General features: G+C 71.7%; 15 protein-coding genes. 4 read left to right on the forward strand and 11 right to left on the reverse strand.

Annotation, left to right across the window (positions count from 1 at the left end; all coding sequences use genetic code 11):
* Positions 1-51: 51 nt before the first annotated feature.
* The 6 genes from OG753_RS02635 to OG753_RS02660 all read right to left on the reverse strand — a co-directional run bounded on the left by OG753_RS02635 (position 52) and on the right by OG753_RS02660 (position 3,189).
* Positions 52-600 carry a GNAT family N-acetyltransferase gene (locus OG753_RS02635; protein ID WP_405786917.1) on the reverse strand — a complete coding sequence of 183 codons (549 nt, stop codon included), beginning with the start codon at positions 598-600 and terminating at the stop codon, positions 52-54.
* Between the two features lie 4 nt (positions 601-604).
* Positions 605-1,120 (reverse strand): metallophosphoesterase family protein, encoded by a 516-nt coding sequence (locus OG753_RS02640; RefSeq protein ID WP_405786918.1) that lies wholly within the window; start codon positions 1,118-1,120, stop codon positions 605-607.
* A gap of 62 nt (positions 1,121-1,182) precedes the next feature.
* Entirely contained in the window at positions 1,183-1,671 is a 489-nt protein-coding gene (locus tag OG753_RS02645; RefSeq protein ID WP_405786919.1) for a GNAT family N-acetyltransferase, read from the reverse strand.
* Positions 1,672-1,784: 113 nt separating this feature from the next.
* A complete protein-coding gene (locus OG753_RS02650) occupies positions 1,785-2,246 on the reverse strand; it encodes a hypothetical protein (protein ID WP_405786921.1) in 462 nt (153 codons plus the stop codon).
* A 165-nt stretch (positions 2,247-2,411) separates the two neighbouring features.
* Entirely contained in the window at positions 2,412-2,747 is a 336-nt protein-coding gene (locus tag OG753_RS02655; protein ID WP_327260452.1) for a YnfA family protein, read from the reverse strand.
* A 106-nt stretch (positions 2,748-2,853) separates the two neighbouring features.
* Positions 2,854-3,189 (reverse strand): hypothetical protein, encoded by a 336-nt coding sequence (locus tag OG753_RS02660; RefSeq protein ID WP_405786922.1) that lies wholly within the window; start codon positions 3,187-3,189, stop codon positions 2,854-2,856.
* Between the two features lie 168 nt (positions 3,190-3,357).
* On the opposite strand from OG753_RS02660, the gene OG753_RS02665 reads away from it, so the two are divergent.
* The gene (locus tag OG753_RS02665) at positions 3,358-4,161 is read left to right on the forward strand and encodes a hypothetical protein (RefSeq protein WP_405786923.1); all 804 of its coding nucleotides are present in this window, start codon (positions 3,358-3,360) and stop codon (positions 4,159-4,161) included.
* A 377-nt stretch (positions 4,162-4,538) separates the two neighbouring features.
* Here the strand turns inward: OG753_RS02665 and OG753_RS02670 are convergent, their stop codons facing one another.
* The 5 genes from OG753_RS02670 to OG753_RS02690 all read right to left on the reverse strand — a co-directional run bounded on the left by OG753_RS02670 (position 4,539) and on the right by OG753_RS02690 (position 8,808).
* A complete protein-coding gene (locus OG753_RS02670; protein WP_405786925.1) occupies positions 4,539-4,868 on the reverse strand; it encodes a hypothetical protein in 330 nt (109 codons plus the stop codon).
* Between the two features lie 171 nt (positions 4,869-5,039).
* Complete coding sequence (locus tag OG753_RS02675; RefSeq protein ID WP_405786926.1) at positions 5,040-5,366, reverse strand: hypothetical protein; 327 nt, start codon at positions 5,364-5,366, stop codon at positions 5,040-5,042.
* A gap of 181 nt (positions 5,367-5,547) precedes the next feature.
* On the reverse strand, positions 5,548-5,895 hold the full coding sequence (locus tag OG753_RS02680; protein WP_405786927.1) for a hypothetical protein: 348 nt from the start codon (positions 5,893-5,895) through the stop codon (positions 5,548-5,550).
* A 544-nt stretch (positions 5,896-6,439) separates the two neighbouring features.
* The gene (locus OG753_RS02685) at positions 6,440-7,792 is read right to left on the reverse strand and encodes a tetratricopeptide repeat protein (protein WP_405786929.1); all 1,353 of its coding nucleotides are present in this window, start codon (positions 7,790-7,792) and stop codon (positions 6,440-6,442) included.
* 77 nt (positions 7,793-7,869) lie between these two features.
* Positions 7,870-8,808, reverse strand: a complete 939-nt coding sequence (locus OG753_RS02690; RefSeq protein ID WP_327260459.1) for an alpha/beta fold hydrolase — start codon at positions 8,806-8,808, stop codon at positions 7,870-7,872.
* Between the two features lie 126 nt (positions 8,809-8,934).
* Here OG753_RS02690 and OG753_RS02695 point away from each other — a divergent pair, with 126 nt between their 5' ends.
* From OG753_RS02695 to OG753_RS02705, 3 genes are all read left to right on the forward strand, one after another.
* Positions 8,935-9,567, forward strand: a complete 633-nt coding sequence (locus tag OG753_RS02695) for a TetR/AcrR family transcriptional regulator (RefSeq protein ID WP_405786931.1) — start codon at positions 8,935-8,937, stop codon at positions 9,565-9,567.
* A gap of 250 nt (positions 9,568-9,817) precedes the next feature.
* Positions 9,818-11,500, forward strand: coding sequence for a cellulose synthase catalytic subunit (locus tag OG753_RS02700; RefSeq protein ID WP_327260461.1), 1,683 nt, complete (start codon positions 9,818-9,820; stop codon positions 11,498-11,500).
* 13 nt (positions 11,501-11,513) lie between these two features.
* A complete protein-coding gene (locus OG753_RS02705; protein ID WP_405786933.1) occupies positions 11,514-14,546 on the forward strand; it encodes an SGNH hydrolase domain-containing protein in 3,033 nt (1,010 codons plus the stop codon).
* Positions 14,547-14,588 lie beyond the last annotated feature (42 nt).

The raw sequence follows: 14,588 nt of genomic DNA on the forward strand, positions 1-14,588 counted from the left end.
CGGTGGGGCAACTGGTCGCGCCGGGCCGGGTGGGGAGCGGCGCCGTGCGGCTCAGACCTCGGGAAGGGACGGGTCGGGCGTCCAGGGGCCGGGGGCTGTGATCGCCCAGCGTTCGTGGTCCCGCCAACCTCCGTCGATGTAGAGGTAGGCGGGCGAGAGGCCCTCGTAGGAGAAGCCCAGCCGCTGGACCAGTGCCAGGGATGCCTCGTTCGCCGGCTGGATGTTGGCCTCCAGCCGGTGGAGCCGCAGCTCGGTGAAGGCGTGGTGCAGGGCGGTGGTGAGCCCTTCGGTCATGTAGCCGTGGCCTGCGGACGGGGCGAAGGCCGCATAGCCGAGCGACGCACCCTGGTAGCGGCCCCGGATGATCGAATTGATGTTGATCATGCCTGCGGCCGCGCCGGTCTCCCGGACACGGACCAGGAAGCCGCGGTTGGTGCCGTCGTCGAAGCGGCCCATCCAGGCCTGGAACTCCTCCGCGTTCGCAGGCAGTTGCATCCACGGCCGGTGCAGCTCGGAGCTGGCCCGTACGAGCGTGCAGAACTCGTCCTGGTCGGAGCGGGTGAGCGGGTGCAGTTCGACCCGTGACGGCATCTTGAGCATGGACCTACGTTAGCTCCCGTGACGCGTGGGGCAGCCGGTGCAGGGTGGTCTCGCGCAGTTCGCCGTCCACGACGGTGAGGGACAGGAAGGTGTGGTGCGGCTGGCGACGGCGGTCGGTCGGTGAGCCAGGGTTGAGGAGGCGCAGCCCGCCGGGGGCGGTGGAGTCCCAGGGAATGTGGCTGTGGCCGAAGACCAGGACGTCCGTATCGGGAAAGCGCTCGGAGCAGCGGCGCTCGCGCCCGGTGGCCGGACCGGTCTCGTGGACGACGGCGAAACGCAGCCCGCCCAGATCGGCCCGGGCCACCTCCGGCAGCCTGCGGCGCAGGGCGGGGCCGTCGTTGTTCCCGTACACGGCGACCAGGTGGCGCGACCTGGACTCGAGCAGGTCGAGGGTGGCCTCGTCGGTCCAGTCACCGGCATGGATCACCACGTCCGCCCGGTCCACGTGCTCCAGGAGGGCCGGCGGCAGGTGCTTGGCGCGGGCGGGCACGTGGGTGTCGGAGGTGACCAGGAGCCTCATGCTTCCCACTCTAGGGTGGTTCCGCGGGCTCTCGTCGTTGAACCTGGCGGCCTCGGACCGGCCTACGAGAGTTCCTTCCGCATCAACGTGCACATCGTTTCGTAGCGGCGCAACGATCCATCGGGGCACTGTTCGTCCCACGCGTCCGGCTCGCGCCCGTACGCGACATAGCCCAGTCGCCGGTACAGCGCATGCGCGCGGGGGTTGCTTTCCTCCACAGCCAGCTCGGCCTGCCGCAGACCGCGGTTCCTGATCCGCAGTTCTGCGGCCTCGACAAGGAAGGTGCCGATGCCGCACGACTGCAATGCGGGGTGGACCGCCAGCTGCCACAAAGTGCCGACGCCCTCCTTGACCTGGTAGTCGACGCCGCCCTTCGCCACAGGGATGTCCGTCCCGGGGCAGACCGCCAGGTAGTCGACCTCACCGGTCCGGGCACGTTCCAACTGTTTCGCGACGCCGGCCAAGTGGTGGTCGGACCCCGCCCACCCGCACGACGCCAGGTCCGCATGCAGCAGATCACGGGCTGACAGCTTCAGCACCACATCGGTCACCTTCAACACCTCCGGCCAGTCAGCATCCACACCGATCGCAAGGCGCGCAAAGCCGTTTTCTCAGCGAGGGAATCGAGGTATGGCGGAAGGCGGCCACGAAGCGGGCGCCGGTCTCAGGGGGCCGCACGACCGATGCGGGACGCCAGGACCTGGGCGAGGCGGGCAGCAGCAGCGAGCGCCGCGCGGCCCTGCCGCCGGAGCTGGGACGGGCCCAGCAGCGGTGCCCTCATCACGCCCAACGCGAAGAGCAGCTGCCCCATGGCGGGGATGATCAGGATCGGCGGGAAGAAGAGCAGGAACCAGAGCGGGAGGAGCAGGAGCAAAGCGAGTGGGCCCCGGAATGCCATACCGGTGCGACTGTTGGCCAGCCCGTAGACGAAGCTGATCACGATGGACGGGATCCCGATGTACATGACGAAGAGCAGCCCGTCGTGGGCGGCGAACCTGAACTCCGCCGGCAACGACGCCGACACGGCCGCCAGGGTGATGGTGAATACGAGGGCGTACCGGACGACCAGGTCGACCAACCGCAGTCCGATGACTCCCAGGTTCCGCCATGGTGTGCCCTCGTTCACAGCCTTCTCCCCCTGATGGCATGCCTGGTCGAGACGGCACGCCAGAGCGGCGTCCGCTGTGTGACATCCTGCCAGCTCCATTGAACGCGTTCAATATTGAATGCGACGCAGCTTCGGAGACACGAGCCGGCCGATCGTCACCAATCGCCGCTGGCTGCAGTGCAGTCAGTGACCGCGGGGGGCATACATGATCACGGCCATGCCCGCGAGGCAGACCAGGGCGCCGATGATGTCGTAGCGGTCGGGCCGGTAGCCGTCGGCGACCACGCCCCAGGCGATCGACCCGGCGACGAAGATCCCGCCGTACGCGGCGAGGATGCGGCCGAAGTTGTCGTCGGACTGGAAGGTGGCGACCACCCCGTAGAGGCCCAGGGCGATGACGCCGGCGCCGGTCCAGATCCAGCCCTTGTGTTCGCGGATGCCCTGCCAGACCAGCCAGGCACCACCGATCTCGAAGAGCGCGGCGACGACGAACAGGGCAACTGAACGAGCTACGGTCATGCGGGCGACCCTATCGGCGGCCGGCGCCTCCGATCTTCAGCGGTTCCGCGGACGCCTTGCAGCCGCACCCGCCCTCACCAGCGGTCTTCGGCGCGCAGGCTCCCGCTCACCGCTGCTCCCGGGTGGCCGCGGTGCGGGCGGCCAGCGCTTCCAGGACCGCTTCGTGCGCCTGGTCCACCTCGATGTCCAGGCCGATCCCGCCGTCGCCGACCGCGAGGGTGAAGGTGAAGAACGAGCAGCAGCCCCTCTCGCGGTCGACCAGGTCCCGCACCCACTCCTCGACTCCCGGCCCGTCGGCCACGTCCAGGCGCAGATGCAGCGCCCCCGGCCGGGACAGGCCAGTCAACCGCTCGGAGAGCAGCCCGTCCCATTCCGCCACCCGCAGGGGCCGCTCCTCGGTGGGCAGCGTGCAGGACTGCGGCACCCACGCCGGATCACTCATCGCGCTCACTCCCGTCAGCACATCCCCGGTGCGGGGACACCTCCGACGGTAAACCTGTACCCAAGTACCGGATGCAAGGACGGGCGAGCTGGACACGGGACATGGCGGGGCCCCGGTGTCGGCGTCGGCGTCGGCGTCGGTGTCGGAGGGACGGGTTAATCTCCGGCCATGAATATGACTTACAGCACCAGGCCTTCGGCGGAGGAGATCGTGGCAGCTGTGCCCGGACTCGCGCCGTACCCCCGGGCGGCCGTGGTGCTGACCCCCGAGCGGGGCGCGCCGACGGTCCATCAGAGCTCGGTGGGCGGACCGTTGCTCTGGCCGGCAGATGAGCCCTGGCCGCACTGCGATGTCCCCGACGAGAAGTCCGGCTCCGGGAGCCCCGCCACGGCCATGGTGGCGGTGGTGCAGGTGTATCGCAGGGACGCACCGGGTGACTGGTGGCCCGAGGACAAGGACGTGTTCCAGCTCCTGTGGTGCCCCAACGTGCACTGCGACCCGCCGGCTCCGCACGCCGACATCAGCCCGGTCGCCGAGATCCGCTGGCGCCGAAGCGCCGACGTCACGCACATACTCGGGTCGCCCCCGTTGCCCGTACGGCAGGAGGACCCCGACTACGGCTACACCCCGGTGCCGTGCGCGCTCACCCCGGAGCCCCTCGTCGACTTCCCCTACGCCCAGGGCCTGCCGGACCCGGAGCTCGTCGAGTCCGTGCTGGAGTACGTGGAGGCGACCGGAGACGGAAACGACGTCATCACCTGCGTGGCAGGGATCAAGTTCGGCGGGTGGCCCACCTGGCACCTGACCGAACCGGATGACATGCCGTGCGACACCTGTGGTGCCCCGTGCCGTCTGCTGTTCACCGTGGGCAGTGACCACACCACCAACATCACGGTGGGCAGGTGGGGCGACTTCCGGGTCTTCGCCTGCCCAGCCGGAGAGGAACACGGCTACATTTTCGACCAGCACTGACGTCGCCGGCGAGTGAACCCGCACAGGGGCATGACCATGACCTGGGTACGGGATTGAGGATCGGCCGGTGGGCTTGTTCGCCCGGGTGCCGCTCACCCTCCGCAGGCCGCACAGCATCGTCTTCGGTCGGTGTGGCACCCCAGCGCGCGGGAGTGACCGCGGCGGTCGGCCCGGACGACGAAGTCGCGGACTTCGTCGCGGGTCCCAGGGTTGCCCCAGAGCCGGGCATCGACTTCGTGCTGAGTGACGTCCCCGATGTCCGGGCCGCGGGTGCTCGCCGTGGTGAGGAGTTCGGCGGCTCGATGTCCGGGCGCCGTGACATCGTCGTGGAACGAGACCCGCACGCCCTCGCTCAGCCAGCCCTGGGTGCTGCGAGGTCAGTGGAAGGGGGCGAATCCCTCCGACTGGTCGAGAGGGAACGGGGAGCCCGGGGTTGTGGGGCTCCAGCCGCGGGTGAGGGCGGTTCGGATACCGGTGGCGACATCCGACGGCAGGACGGGGACGGCCGGACTGCCGATCCAGTTGCTCGGGTGGGGCTGGTCGGTGGTGACGACGAGAGTGGTGCCGGGGTTGTCGGCATGATCGACCGCGTACGTGAGAGGTGACCAGACCATTCCCTGGCCGTAGGTCGGCCTTCCGCGAAGTCGCCATCGGTAGGTGATGCCGTCGACGGTGATGTGCCGCGACCCCTTCTTGACCAGTGCCATGCCCGCATTCTTCCGGGTGCGCGGTGGTGCACGGCCATGGGGCCGTGGCGGATGCCTCGTGTCCACCAGGCCGAACTTCGCGAACGTATGCGCGCGAAGACCAAGCGCGGACGATGCGTCTGATGCCCCGTGGGTCACGTGGTCGAGGACTCGGGCGGTGGCCGAGCACGATCAGTGGCTTGTGGCTTGTTCCAGCAGGTACCAGAGGAGCATCAGACCTGCCCAGCCCAGTACGCCCAGGGCGCCGAGCAGGATGCCGGTGACCGATGCGATCCGCCCGGAAGGTGCTGCACCGCCGCGGCGCAGCGCGCGGACACCTGAGGCGATCGCGGCGATGCCGAGGGGCAGTGCGAGGAGGACGAGGTAGTGCAGCACGGGCAGGGTGCCGAGAGCCAAGAACGCGCTGGATCCCAGCGCCAGGGCCGGCATGCCCGTCTCGGGGCCACGGGGCGCGAGGTCGAGATCGCAGGACAGCCGGTCGGCGCTCATGGGGTGCATGGGTGTCACGGTAGGTCTGACACGGTCGCTTGCGTATGGGCGCTGCTACTCGGTCGTCCCTGAGTACGAGGCCATGCCCCAGGCCCGCGAGAGCATCACGCGCCTGCACCGCGTCCACCCGGCCGGGACGATCTCCGGAGCGTCTCGGGCATGGTTGACCGCAGTGAGACCGGCCGATCTGTCAAGCGGCGGAGAGGTCCGGTTCCTCCTGAGCGAACGCGATGCGGCAGCGTTCCACCTGGTCGGCCACCTGCTCCATGAACCAGCCCATGACCTCGTAGGGGACGACGCGCTCGTCAGGGCTCCAGACGCGGACGGTCGGCTGCAGACTCGGGTCCTCGTCCGGGACAAGCGCCACCAGGAAGGCAGCGCCGGGCACGTGGGTCACCGAGGCGTCGGGGTTCTCGGCCCCCTCGGTCGGCACAGGCACGGCCTCGCTCAGCTCCACGGCCCAGGCATCGTCGTGCAAGGCGTAGTGGAACAGCACGGCGTAGTGACGGCCTGCATGTTCGCGTAGTTCCCATGGCATCGCAGCAGACTGCCACAGCTGCCGCGTCGGAGGCTCGCGGGTATCCCGGCTCGCTCGGCCGAAGTCGACCGGTCGTGTCCTGGGTGGCCGGCCGGCTGTCGGCGCCTTCACCGACGCTTCCTCGCCCGCGTCGGCACAGCCGCAGCCCTCGTCTCCCACCGCCGCCTCCGGGCGGTGAATGCGGCCGCGGGAAGCCGGTATGTCCTGCTGCGGTCATCCGGGCAGGATGGTCCTGCGCGCTGGAGGCCGCCGGATGAAGGCATCGGCGATCTCGTCCTGGAGCGGGTCCTCCTGCCACGTTTCGGTGATGTCGGTCCAGTTGCGGAGGACGGCCTTGCTCTCCGCCTTCGGCGTCCCGCGGTCGTAGGCGGGATCTGCATGGGACGTGTACGGCCTGGGACATGAGCCGATCTTGTGTCACCTGCGCCCGAAGCACGCCCGGCGCGCACCGTGATCGTCGATCCACCGGAGTCGAGGTCTGCCGTCCGGTTCAAGGTCCGGTGGACGCGCGCGAACGACCCATTGGCGTCACATACGTCGAGGTTCAGAACGGGGGGCAGTCGCCGTGGCCCACCGGCTCGGGCGGGCGGACGGCGGGGCGCGGCGTCCGAAGGAGCGCTACGGCCTCCTCGACCCGGCCCAGCTCCACCAGCAGCGGGGCGAGGACCCGTCGGTGGCCCGGGCGGTCCGTGTCCAGGAGGGCGACGGCCTCCTCCGGGCGTCCGGCATCGGCCAGCAGACGGGCCACGCTCTGCACCGCGTACGGACCCCCGCCCTCGGGATGGGCGCAGGCCTCCTCCACCGCCTCGTCCAGCCGGCCGCAGGCGGCCAAGAGCGGGCCCCGCAGCCGGAACAGCTCCCATTCCTCCGCTCCCCGCCGGGCCTTGAGCGCGTCCAGGTGTGCGAGCCCCTCCTCGGCGCGGCCCTCGGCGGCGAACAGCTCGCACAGCAGGTGCAGGATCCAGTCGTCGGCACCGCCCATCGCGCGGACCACCTCGATGGCTTCGTCACCCCGCCCGTGCCGGGCGAGCAGCTGCGCGAGCAGTACCGGGGCGTGCCAGTCGTCGTGCTCCGAGTGCCGCCGGTACACCTCGACCGCGCCCGCCACGTCCCCCCGGGCCTCCAGCAGTTCGGCCAGACGACGGACGGCTTCCTCGCGGTCCTCGCCCGCCGCGTACGCGCGCAGCTCGTCGATCCGGTCGTGCCGCACCAGCAGTTCGGCCAGCGGGTCGCAGTCGTTGACCGGGGCGGAGCCGTGCGTGCGCAGCACCTCGATGGCCTCGTCCGTACGGCCCTGGCCCTCGCGGACGGACGCCAGCAGGGTTACCGCGTTGGACGGCTGCGGGTTCCGGTCCGCGCATTCCTGGCTGCCGCACCGCGTGCACGGAAGGCCCGGTGCGATCCGGGCCTCCAGCAGCGCAGCCACCTCCTCGTCCCGGCCCAGACCGATGCCCACCTCGACCAGGGCCTCGGCGGCGGGCCAGTCCGCGATGTGCGGCAGGAGCAGCGCGTACGCCTCCTCGCCCTGCCCGTGCCGGGCCAGCAGCAGGGCCAGGTCGCACAGGGCGAACCGCTCCCCCGCGGTCACGAAGGGGCGGACGAGCGCGATGGCCTCCGCGCCCCGGCCTCCCTCGTCCAGCAGCCGGGCCGCCTCGGCGGCCGCCGTCCACCAGCCCGTCCCGACGTACGGGGCCAGCACCGCGAGGGCTTCGTCGAGCTCGGCCCGGCCGGCGAGCAGGCGCGCCCAGGCGCGGGCGCAGAACCAGTCACCGTCCTCCGCCACGGCCAGCCCGCGGACCGCTTCGGTGTGGCCGAGGGCCAGGAGACGGTCGATGAGGTCCGGCGGTATGCACTCGTCGTGCATCCGGGTCCGGCGGTCGAGTACGGCAGCGTCCATGACCGCACACTAGGGGGTGTCCTGAGGGGATCCCAACGCCGAGAGGTGCGGCGCCGGCCGGTCCTGGCCGTTGCGGGTCAGGCTTCGGCGGGGGCGAGGGAGTCGATGTCGTCCATGAAGCTCAGCATCCGGGCGTTGACCAGGTCGGGGTGGTCGATCTGGGGTCCGTGGCCGGTGGCGGCGACGATCTCGGCGCGGGCGCCGGGTATCAGCCGCGGTACTCGTTCCAGCTGCCGCTTGGGGTGGACGAGCAGGCTCCGCCGGCCGAGGACCAGGTAGAGCGGGGTGCGGATGGAGCGCAGGGCCTCCTCGGCCAGTGGCCGGGGCGCGGGGCGCCGGATCCGGAAGGCGCGGGCGCCCACCTGCACCCACCTGCGCAGCTCGGGCACGACGATGACCGGCTGCTCCAGCCAGGCGGCGAGGCGCGGGCGCAGTGCCTTGGGCGCGAAGCTGGCGAAGAGGCTGACGAACACCCAGGCGAAGAAGCGCAGGCCCACCTTTTCCAGGCCGCCCGGATCGAGGAGGGTGACGGAGGCGAGCCGGTCGGGACGGCGGTGGGCCTGGTTGAGGACGAGCCAGCCGCCGTAGGAGGAACCCACGAGGTGGACCCGGTCGAGGCCCAGTGCGTCCAGGGCCTCGTCGAGCCACTGCGCCGCACGCTCGGGCTGCCACATGGGCTCACGATGGACGCTGCGGCCGGCGTCGCCGGGGGTGTCGAGGGCGTAGACGGGGCGTTCGGCGCTGAGCGCGGGGGTGTTGGGGTACCACATGGCGGAGCAGTAGCCCGCGCCGTGGATCAGGACGACCGGCGTACGGGACTCCGCCGCCGGGTCGTCGGGTCCGTACCGGTAGACGTGCGTGGTGCCGAAGCTCGTCTCGACGTCCGTCTCGGAGCGGACGGGTGCGCCCATCGCGTAGAGCACGTCGCTGGCGGCGAAGTACCGGTCGCGCAGGGTGTCGTTCACGTAGCGGCCGACGTCGCGGCGTGCGCGGGTTCGATTGGCGTTGTCAGGCACGGGGCACCTCCTGGAAGATCCGTTCTTCGTAATACGAACGTACCATAAAGATGGTACGGCGGTATCATCAAAGGGTCCGGGCACTCCGGACCACGGGAGCACCACCGACGGGCGGAGAGAAAGCACATGCCTAAGCGCGTGGACCACGAGGAACGGCGGGCCCAGATCGCCGAGGCGCTCATCCAGGTGGCCGGGCGGCGCGGACTGCACGCCGTCGGCATGCGCGACGTGGCGGCGGAGGCGGGGGTGTCGCTGCGGCTCGTGCAGTACTACTTCGAGACCAAGGAGAAGCTGCTCTTCTACGGGCTCCAGCACCTCACCGACCGGTTCACCGCGCGCGTGGGCGAGCGCCTGAGGGCCGCCGGCCCGAACCCCGGACCGCGCGCGACCATCGAGGCGCTGCTCCTGGCCTCCCTCCCCACCGACGAGGAGAGCCGCACCTTTCACCTCCTCTACAGCTCGTACTCGATCCTGTCCGTGACCGACGAGACCCTCGCCGCCCAGCCGTTCATCGACAACCCGGACGCGGCGGAGAACGCCCTCGCCGGACTGCTCCGTCAGGCACAGGAGAGCGGCCTGGCCGACCCCGGCGTCGACGCGCGCACGGAGGCGATCAGCCTGCTCGCCATGACGGCGACCATGGGCACCAGCATCCTCGTCGGCCAGCGCACGCCCGAGTCGGCCGTCGCGGTGCTCCACCACCACCTCGACCGGATCTTCACCCCGGCCCGGCCCGCGGCGTCCCCCGACCCCCGATAGCCCCTCGGCCCCCTACGGCCCGCGGACCCCGACGAGTTCCAGGACTGTTCACCCCCACGTGACCTGCGCCTTCCCGGACCGGCCGGACGCGGCCGGTCGAATGACCGGGAGCAAGAGGTCTGGACCAATGAAGTCACGCCATTCCGTGGCGCATTGGCTCCGCTGCCACACGCTCGCAACAACTGGTCTACACCTTTACCCTTAGGGTGGGCCACCTGAAACGGGCACATGCACAGCCGTGGGGGGCTTTATGACCTTTCATCATCTTCCTCAACCACCTTCCGACGAGGAGCTCTACTGGTACTTCGGACCGCAGCGCCGCTGGGTCCTGGTCAGCACCTCGCTCGCCTTCGTTTTCACGGCGGCGACCATGTTCACCTTCGCCCTGCGAACGCCCGCACTGTGGGCGTTCCTCGCCGTCCTCGGCCTCAACGTCGTGGCCCTCGTGCTCTCCTCCGTCAACAGCCTGCGCCAGCGCCGGCTCACCCGACCGTCCCACGAGGTGCTCGTCCACGCCTGGCAGCCCGCCGTACTGCCCGGCGTCGACCTCTACCTGCCGACCTGCGGCGAGCCCCTCGACGTCCTGGGCAACGCCTACCGGGCGGTCGCGGCCGTCGACTGGCCCGGCGCGCTGACCGTCTGGGTCCTGGACGACGCAGACCGCCCCGAGGTCGCCGCGCTGGCCGCCTCGTACGGTTACGAGTACGTCGTACGGCCCGACCGGGGCCATCTGAAGAAGGCCGGCAACCTCAACCACGCGCTCACCCTGAGCAGCGCGGAGTTCATCGCGATCCTGGACGCCGACTTCGCGCCGCGGCCGGACTTCCTGCGCCACCTCGTGCCGTACCTGGCCGATCCCGCCGTCGGCATCGTGCAGAGCCCCCAGTGCTTCGACACCGACGAGAGCATGGGATGGATCCAGCGGGCCGCCGGCTCCGCGCAGGAGTGGTTCTTCCGCTGGATCCAGCCGTCCCGGGACGCGAGCGACGCCGCGATCTGCTGCGGCAGCAACGCCGTGTACCGGCGCAGTGCGATCGACCTCGCGGGCGGCTTCGCCCGGCTCGACCACAGTGAGGACCTGTACACCGGACTCGCCCTCCACGAGCGGGGATTCCGCACGCTGTACGTACCGGTGCTCGTCGCCAAGGGCACCTCGCCCGACGAGGTCGCCTCCTTCGTGAACCAGCAGTACCGGTGGGCAATGGGCAACCTCCACCTGCTCGGGACCCCCGTGCTGCACAGGATGCGCGCGCCCTGGCGGATGCGCCTGTGCTTCTACGAGGGCATCGTCGGCTATCTGACCACCGCGGTGAACACCTTCGCGGCGCCGCTGCCGCCGCTGGTCATGATGTTCTGGTACCCGGACCACATCCGGCCCTGGCACGTGCTGCCGCTGCTCGCCCCGCTGTGGCTGTGGCACGTGCTGCTGCCAAGGATCAGCCGGACCCGCTGGCGCGTGGAGGTCATCCGGGCGAACGTCCTGACGAGCGTGGCCGCCGCGGCTGCTTTCGTGCACACCCTGCGGGGCCGCAGCGCCGCCTGGGTGCCCACCGGCGCGCGGAGCACGGCGGCCCCGGGCGGGATGGCCCGCCGGGTGATCGCCGTCTCGCTCGTCTGGCTCGTCCTGTCCAACGGCGCCGCCGCCGCGGGGCTCGTGCTGGCCGTGGCCGGCCATGGCTGGGAGCCCAACTGGGGGCTGCTCCTCTACCTCCTCGTGCAGTGCCAGATCAACGTGCCGCTGATCCGGGACCTGGTGGCCGAGCTCTACCCGGCCGCGGGGCCGGTGCGCGCCCGGGTGCGCGACGCCCTGCGCTCGCGCACCGGCATGCTGCCGCGCCGCTGGCCCGAGACCGTCGCCGCCTCCGCGGTCCTCCTGCTCACCGGCCTGCTGGCATCGGGGTGGGTCGACCCGATGCTTCCCTGGCTGAGTTGAAAGGCACCATCCCATGTCCTTCCTCGTCACACCCGTCCGGCGCCGGCTCCGCAGGGGCGCCTCCCCCGGGCCCGGAGACGCACCATCCGGTCCCCGCTCCGGCAGCGAGTCCGGGCCGAGCCCGCACCGGTCCGCCTTCCGGCCGGACATCGAGGGCCTGCGCGCCGTCGCCGTGCTCGCGGTCCTCGCCTTCCACGCCGGGATCCCCTGGACGACCGGCGGTTTCGTCGGCGTGGACGTCTTCTTCGTCATCTCCGGCTACCTGATCACCGGTCTGCTGGTCCGGGAGGCGATCACGACCGGCCGGATCCGGCTGGGTGACTTCTTCTCCCGGAGGGCCCGGCGGCTGCTGCCCTCCGCGGCCGTGGTGCTCGCCGTCGTGGCGGTGGCCGGCGCCTGGCTGACCGTACCGCTGCGCCGCACCGGCATGGAGTACGACGTCGTCGCGGCGGCGCTGTCCTTCGCCAACTGGCGGTTCGTGTCGCAGCGGACCGACTACCTCGCCGCCGGGCACGACCAGAGCCCGCTGCTCCACTTCTGGTCCCTCGCCGTCGAGGAGCAGTTCTACCTTTTCTGGGCCCCTCTGCTGGCGGTGCTGGTGCTGGGCGCGGCCCGTGCCGTGCGCCGGGGCCGGGCCGTGCGCCTCGTCGTGGTCCTCGCCGCCGCCCCGCTCGCATGCGCGTCGTACGCCCTTGGGGCGTACTGGACCGTGCACTCCGTTTCGCTCGCCTACCTCGCAACTCCCTCGCGGGTCTGGCAGTTCGGCGTCGGCGCCCTGCTCGCCCTGCTGCCCTGGCACCTGATGCGCGGGCCGCGCCCCCTGCGGCTGCTGTGCGGCTGGGCCGGGGCCGCGGCCATCGGCTGGTGCGTCGTGTCGTACGACGCCGGGACCCCGTACCCCGGCCGCGCGGCGCTCGTGCCCACGCTGGCCACCGCCGCCGTGATCCTGGCCGCGATACCCGGCCGGGGCGAGCGGTACACCCCGGGCACCTGGGACGTGGGGCGGCTGCTGTCGGGGCGGGCGCCCCGGGCCGTAGGGCGGCTCTCCTACAACCTGTACCTGTGGCACTGGCCGGTGCTGGTCCTCGCCGAGGCGCGGCTCGGAACGCTCGGCTGGCCCGCGAAGACCGCGCTGACGCTGGCGGCCGTCCTGCCCGCCCTCGCCACCATGCGCTGGGTCGAGCAGCCGCTGCGCCGCAGCCGTACGGTCTCCGAACTGCCCCGCCGCGGGCTGTCGGTGGGCATCACGGCCATCGTGCTGCCGGTGGTCCTCGCACTGGTGGTGGGTACGACGACGCTGCGGGTGCTGGGCCCGGTCACCCCGGTCGACACGCAGGGGCTGCCCCCGGGCGCCGCCTCAGGCCCCACGCTGCTCGCGCGCACCCCCGGTACGCCGCTCGTGGACGGCCCGGTGGTGCCGAGTCCGGCGCAGGCGCGCCGGGACTTCCCGCCGGACGGGGCCTGTGAGGTCGCCCCGGCCGGGACCCGCAGCCCCGACTGCCTCTTCGGGGCGGTGGACAGTCCGGACCGGATAGTGCTGCTCGGCGACTCGCACGCCGGGCAGTGGTTCTCCCCGATGCTGGCGCTGGCCTCGCAGCGGGGCTGGGCGCTGCAGGAGCTGGTGAAGCAGGGATGCCCGCTGCCGGAGCTGGCGGTGAACAGCCCGCAGCTCGGCCGTGCCTACCGGGAGTGCGACACCTGGCGGGCCGACTCCCTGGAGCGGCTGAGGCAGCAGCCGAAGCCGCGCCTGATCGTGATCGCCTCGCTCAACCGGTACACCGACGACGCGGAACTGCTGGCGCGGGCCTGGGAGAAGACGCTCACGCCGCTACGGGCCCTGGGGGCGCCGATCGTCTACATCGAGGACACGCCGGTGCCCGGTACGGACATCCCCGCCTGCGTCTCCGGCAGCCCCCGGTCCCCGGACGCCTGCGCGTTCAGCCGTGCGGACGCGCAGCTGCCGGATCCGCTGGCGCTGCGGATAGCGTCCGGCGCCCTGCCCGGCGTACGGAGCATCGGCGTGAACCCGGTGCTGTGCCCGGGCGACGGACCGACCTGCCCTGCCGTCCTCGACCGGATCCTGCTCTACCGGGACGACGCGCACCTGACCAATGCGGCGGCCGTGGTCCTGACCAGCCGACTGGAGCGGCTGCTCACGGAGTCCGGGCTGCTGCCTGGCCCGGCCGGAGCGCCGGCGCCGGGGGCGGGGGCGGGGGCGGACGGGTGGACGCGGCTGCTGCACGACGGCTTCGACGGCCCGGCGGGCTCCCCTCCGTCCGCCGTCGACTGGCTCCACGACCTCGGCACCTGCTATCCGGGCTGCCCCGCTCCGCAATGGGGCACCGGGGAGATCGAGACCATGACCGACTCGACCGACAACGTCCGCCTGGACGGGAGGGGCGCACTGGAGATCGTGCCCACCCGGAAGGACGGGCAGTGGAGTTCGGGGCGGATCGAGACGCGGCGCTCCGACTTCGCGCCGCCGCCCGGGGGTGTGCTGCGGATCGAGGCGTCGATCGCCCTGCCGGACGTGACCGGGGAGAAGGCGGCGGGGTACTGGCCGGCGTTCTGGACCCTGGGGGCGCCGCTGCGCGACGGGTACACGGGGTGGCCGGGCGTCGGGGAGCTCGACATCATGGAGAACGTGAACGGTCGGGACACCGTCTTCGGCACCATGCACTGCGGTGTCCTCGGAGGGGGCCCGTGCCAGGAGCCGGCAGGCCTGACGTCCGGCCCGCAGCCGTGCTCCGGCTGCCGTACGGCCTTCCACTCGTACGCCGTGGAGGTCGACCTCGCGCCCGGCGCAGAGGAGGTGCGCTGGTCCCTGGACGGGCGCGTGTACCACCGGGTGACCGCCGGCCGGATGGACCCCGCGACGTGGAAGGCGGCCGTGGAGCACGGGCTGTTCCTGATCCTGAACGTGGCGGTCGGCGGCAGTCTGCCGCTCGCCGACGGCGCGGGCGCGGGGCCGGCAACCGAGCCGGGTCATGCGATGCGCGTGGACCACGTCACCGTCTCGGCCCGGGAGCGGACCGCGCAGAGGTAGGGGGGTACGCAGGGGAGCGCCCCGCCTCCGGGCCGGTGACGG

This window comes from Streptomyces sp. NBC_00029 (genome assembly GCF_045160505.1).
Classification (GTDB): domain Bacteria; phylum Actinomycetota; class Actinomycetes; order Streptomycetales; family Streptomycetaceae; genus Streptomyces.

Bases quoted from the DNA above. Each gene is read 5' to 3' on its own strand.
- OG753_RS02635 (WP_405786917.1), bottom strand. From the start codon at position 600: ATGCTCAAGATGCCGTCACGGGTCGAACTGCACCCGCTCACCCGCTCC.
- OG753_RS02640 (WP_405786918.1), bottom strand. From the start codon at position 1,120: ATGAGGCTCCTGGTCACCTCCGACACCCACGTGCCCGCCCGCGCCAAG.
- OG753_RS02655 (WP_327260452.1), bottom strand. From the start codon at position 2,747: ATGACCGTAGCTCGTTCAGTTGCCCTGTTCGTCGTCGCCGCGCTCTTC.
- OG753_RS02660 (WP_405786922.1), bottom strand. From the start codon at position 3,189: ATGAGTGATCCGGCGTGGGTGCCGCAGTCCTGCACGCTGCCCACCGAG.
- OG753_RS02665 (WP_405786923.1), top strand. From the start codon at position 3,358: ATGAATATGACTTACAGCACCAGGCCTTCGGCGGAGGAGATCGTGGCA.
- OG753_RS02670 (WP_405786925.1), bottom strand. From the start codon at position 4,868: ATGGCACTGGTCAAGAAGGGGTCGCGGCACATCACCGTCGACGGCATC.
- OG753_RS02675 (WP_405786926.1), bottom strand. From the start codon at position 5,366: ATGCACCCCATGAGCGCCGACCGGCTGTCCTGCGATCTCGACCTCGCG.
- OG753_RS02680 (WP_405786927.1), bottom strand. From the start codon at position 5,895: ATGCCATGGGAACTACGCGAACATGCAGGCCGTCACTACGCCGTGCTG.
- OG753_RS02685 (WP_405786929.1), bottom strand. From the start codon at position 7,792: ATGGACGCTGCCGTACTCGACCGCCGGACCCGGATGCACGACGAGTGC.
- OG753_RS02695 (WP_405786931.1), top strand. From the start codon at position 8,935: ATGCCTAAGCGCGTGGACCACGAGGAACGGCGGGCCCAGATCGCCGAG.
- OG753_RS02700 (WP_327260461.1), top strand. From the start codon at position 9,818: ATGACCTTTCATCATCTTCCTCAACCACCTTCCGACGAGGAGCTCTAC.
- OG753_RS02705 (WP_405786933.1), top strand. From the start codon at position 11,514: ATGTCCTTCCTCGTCACACCCGTCCGGCGCCGGCTCCGCAGGGGCGCC.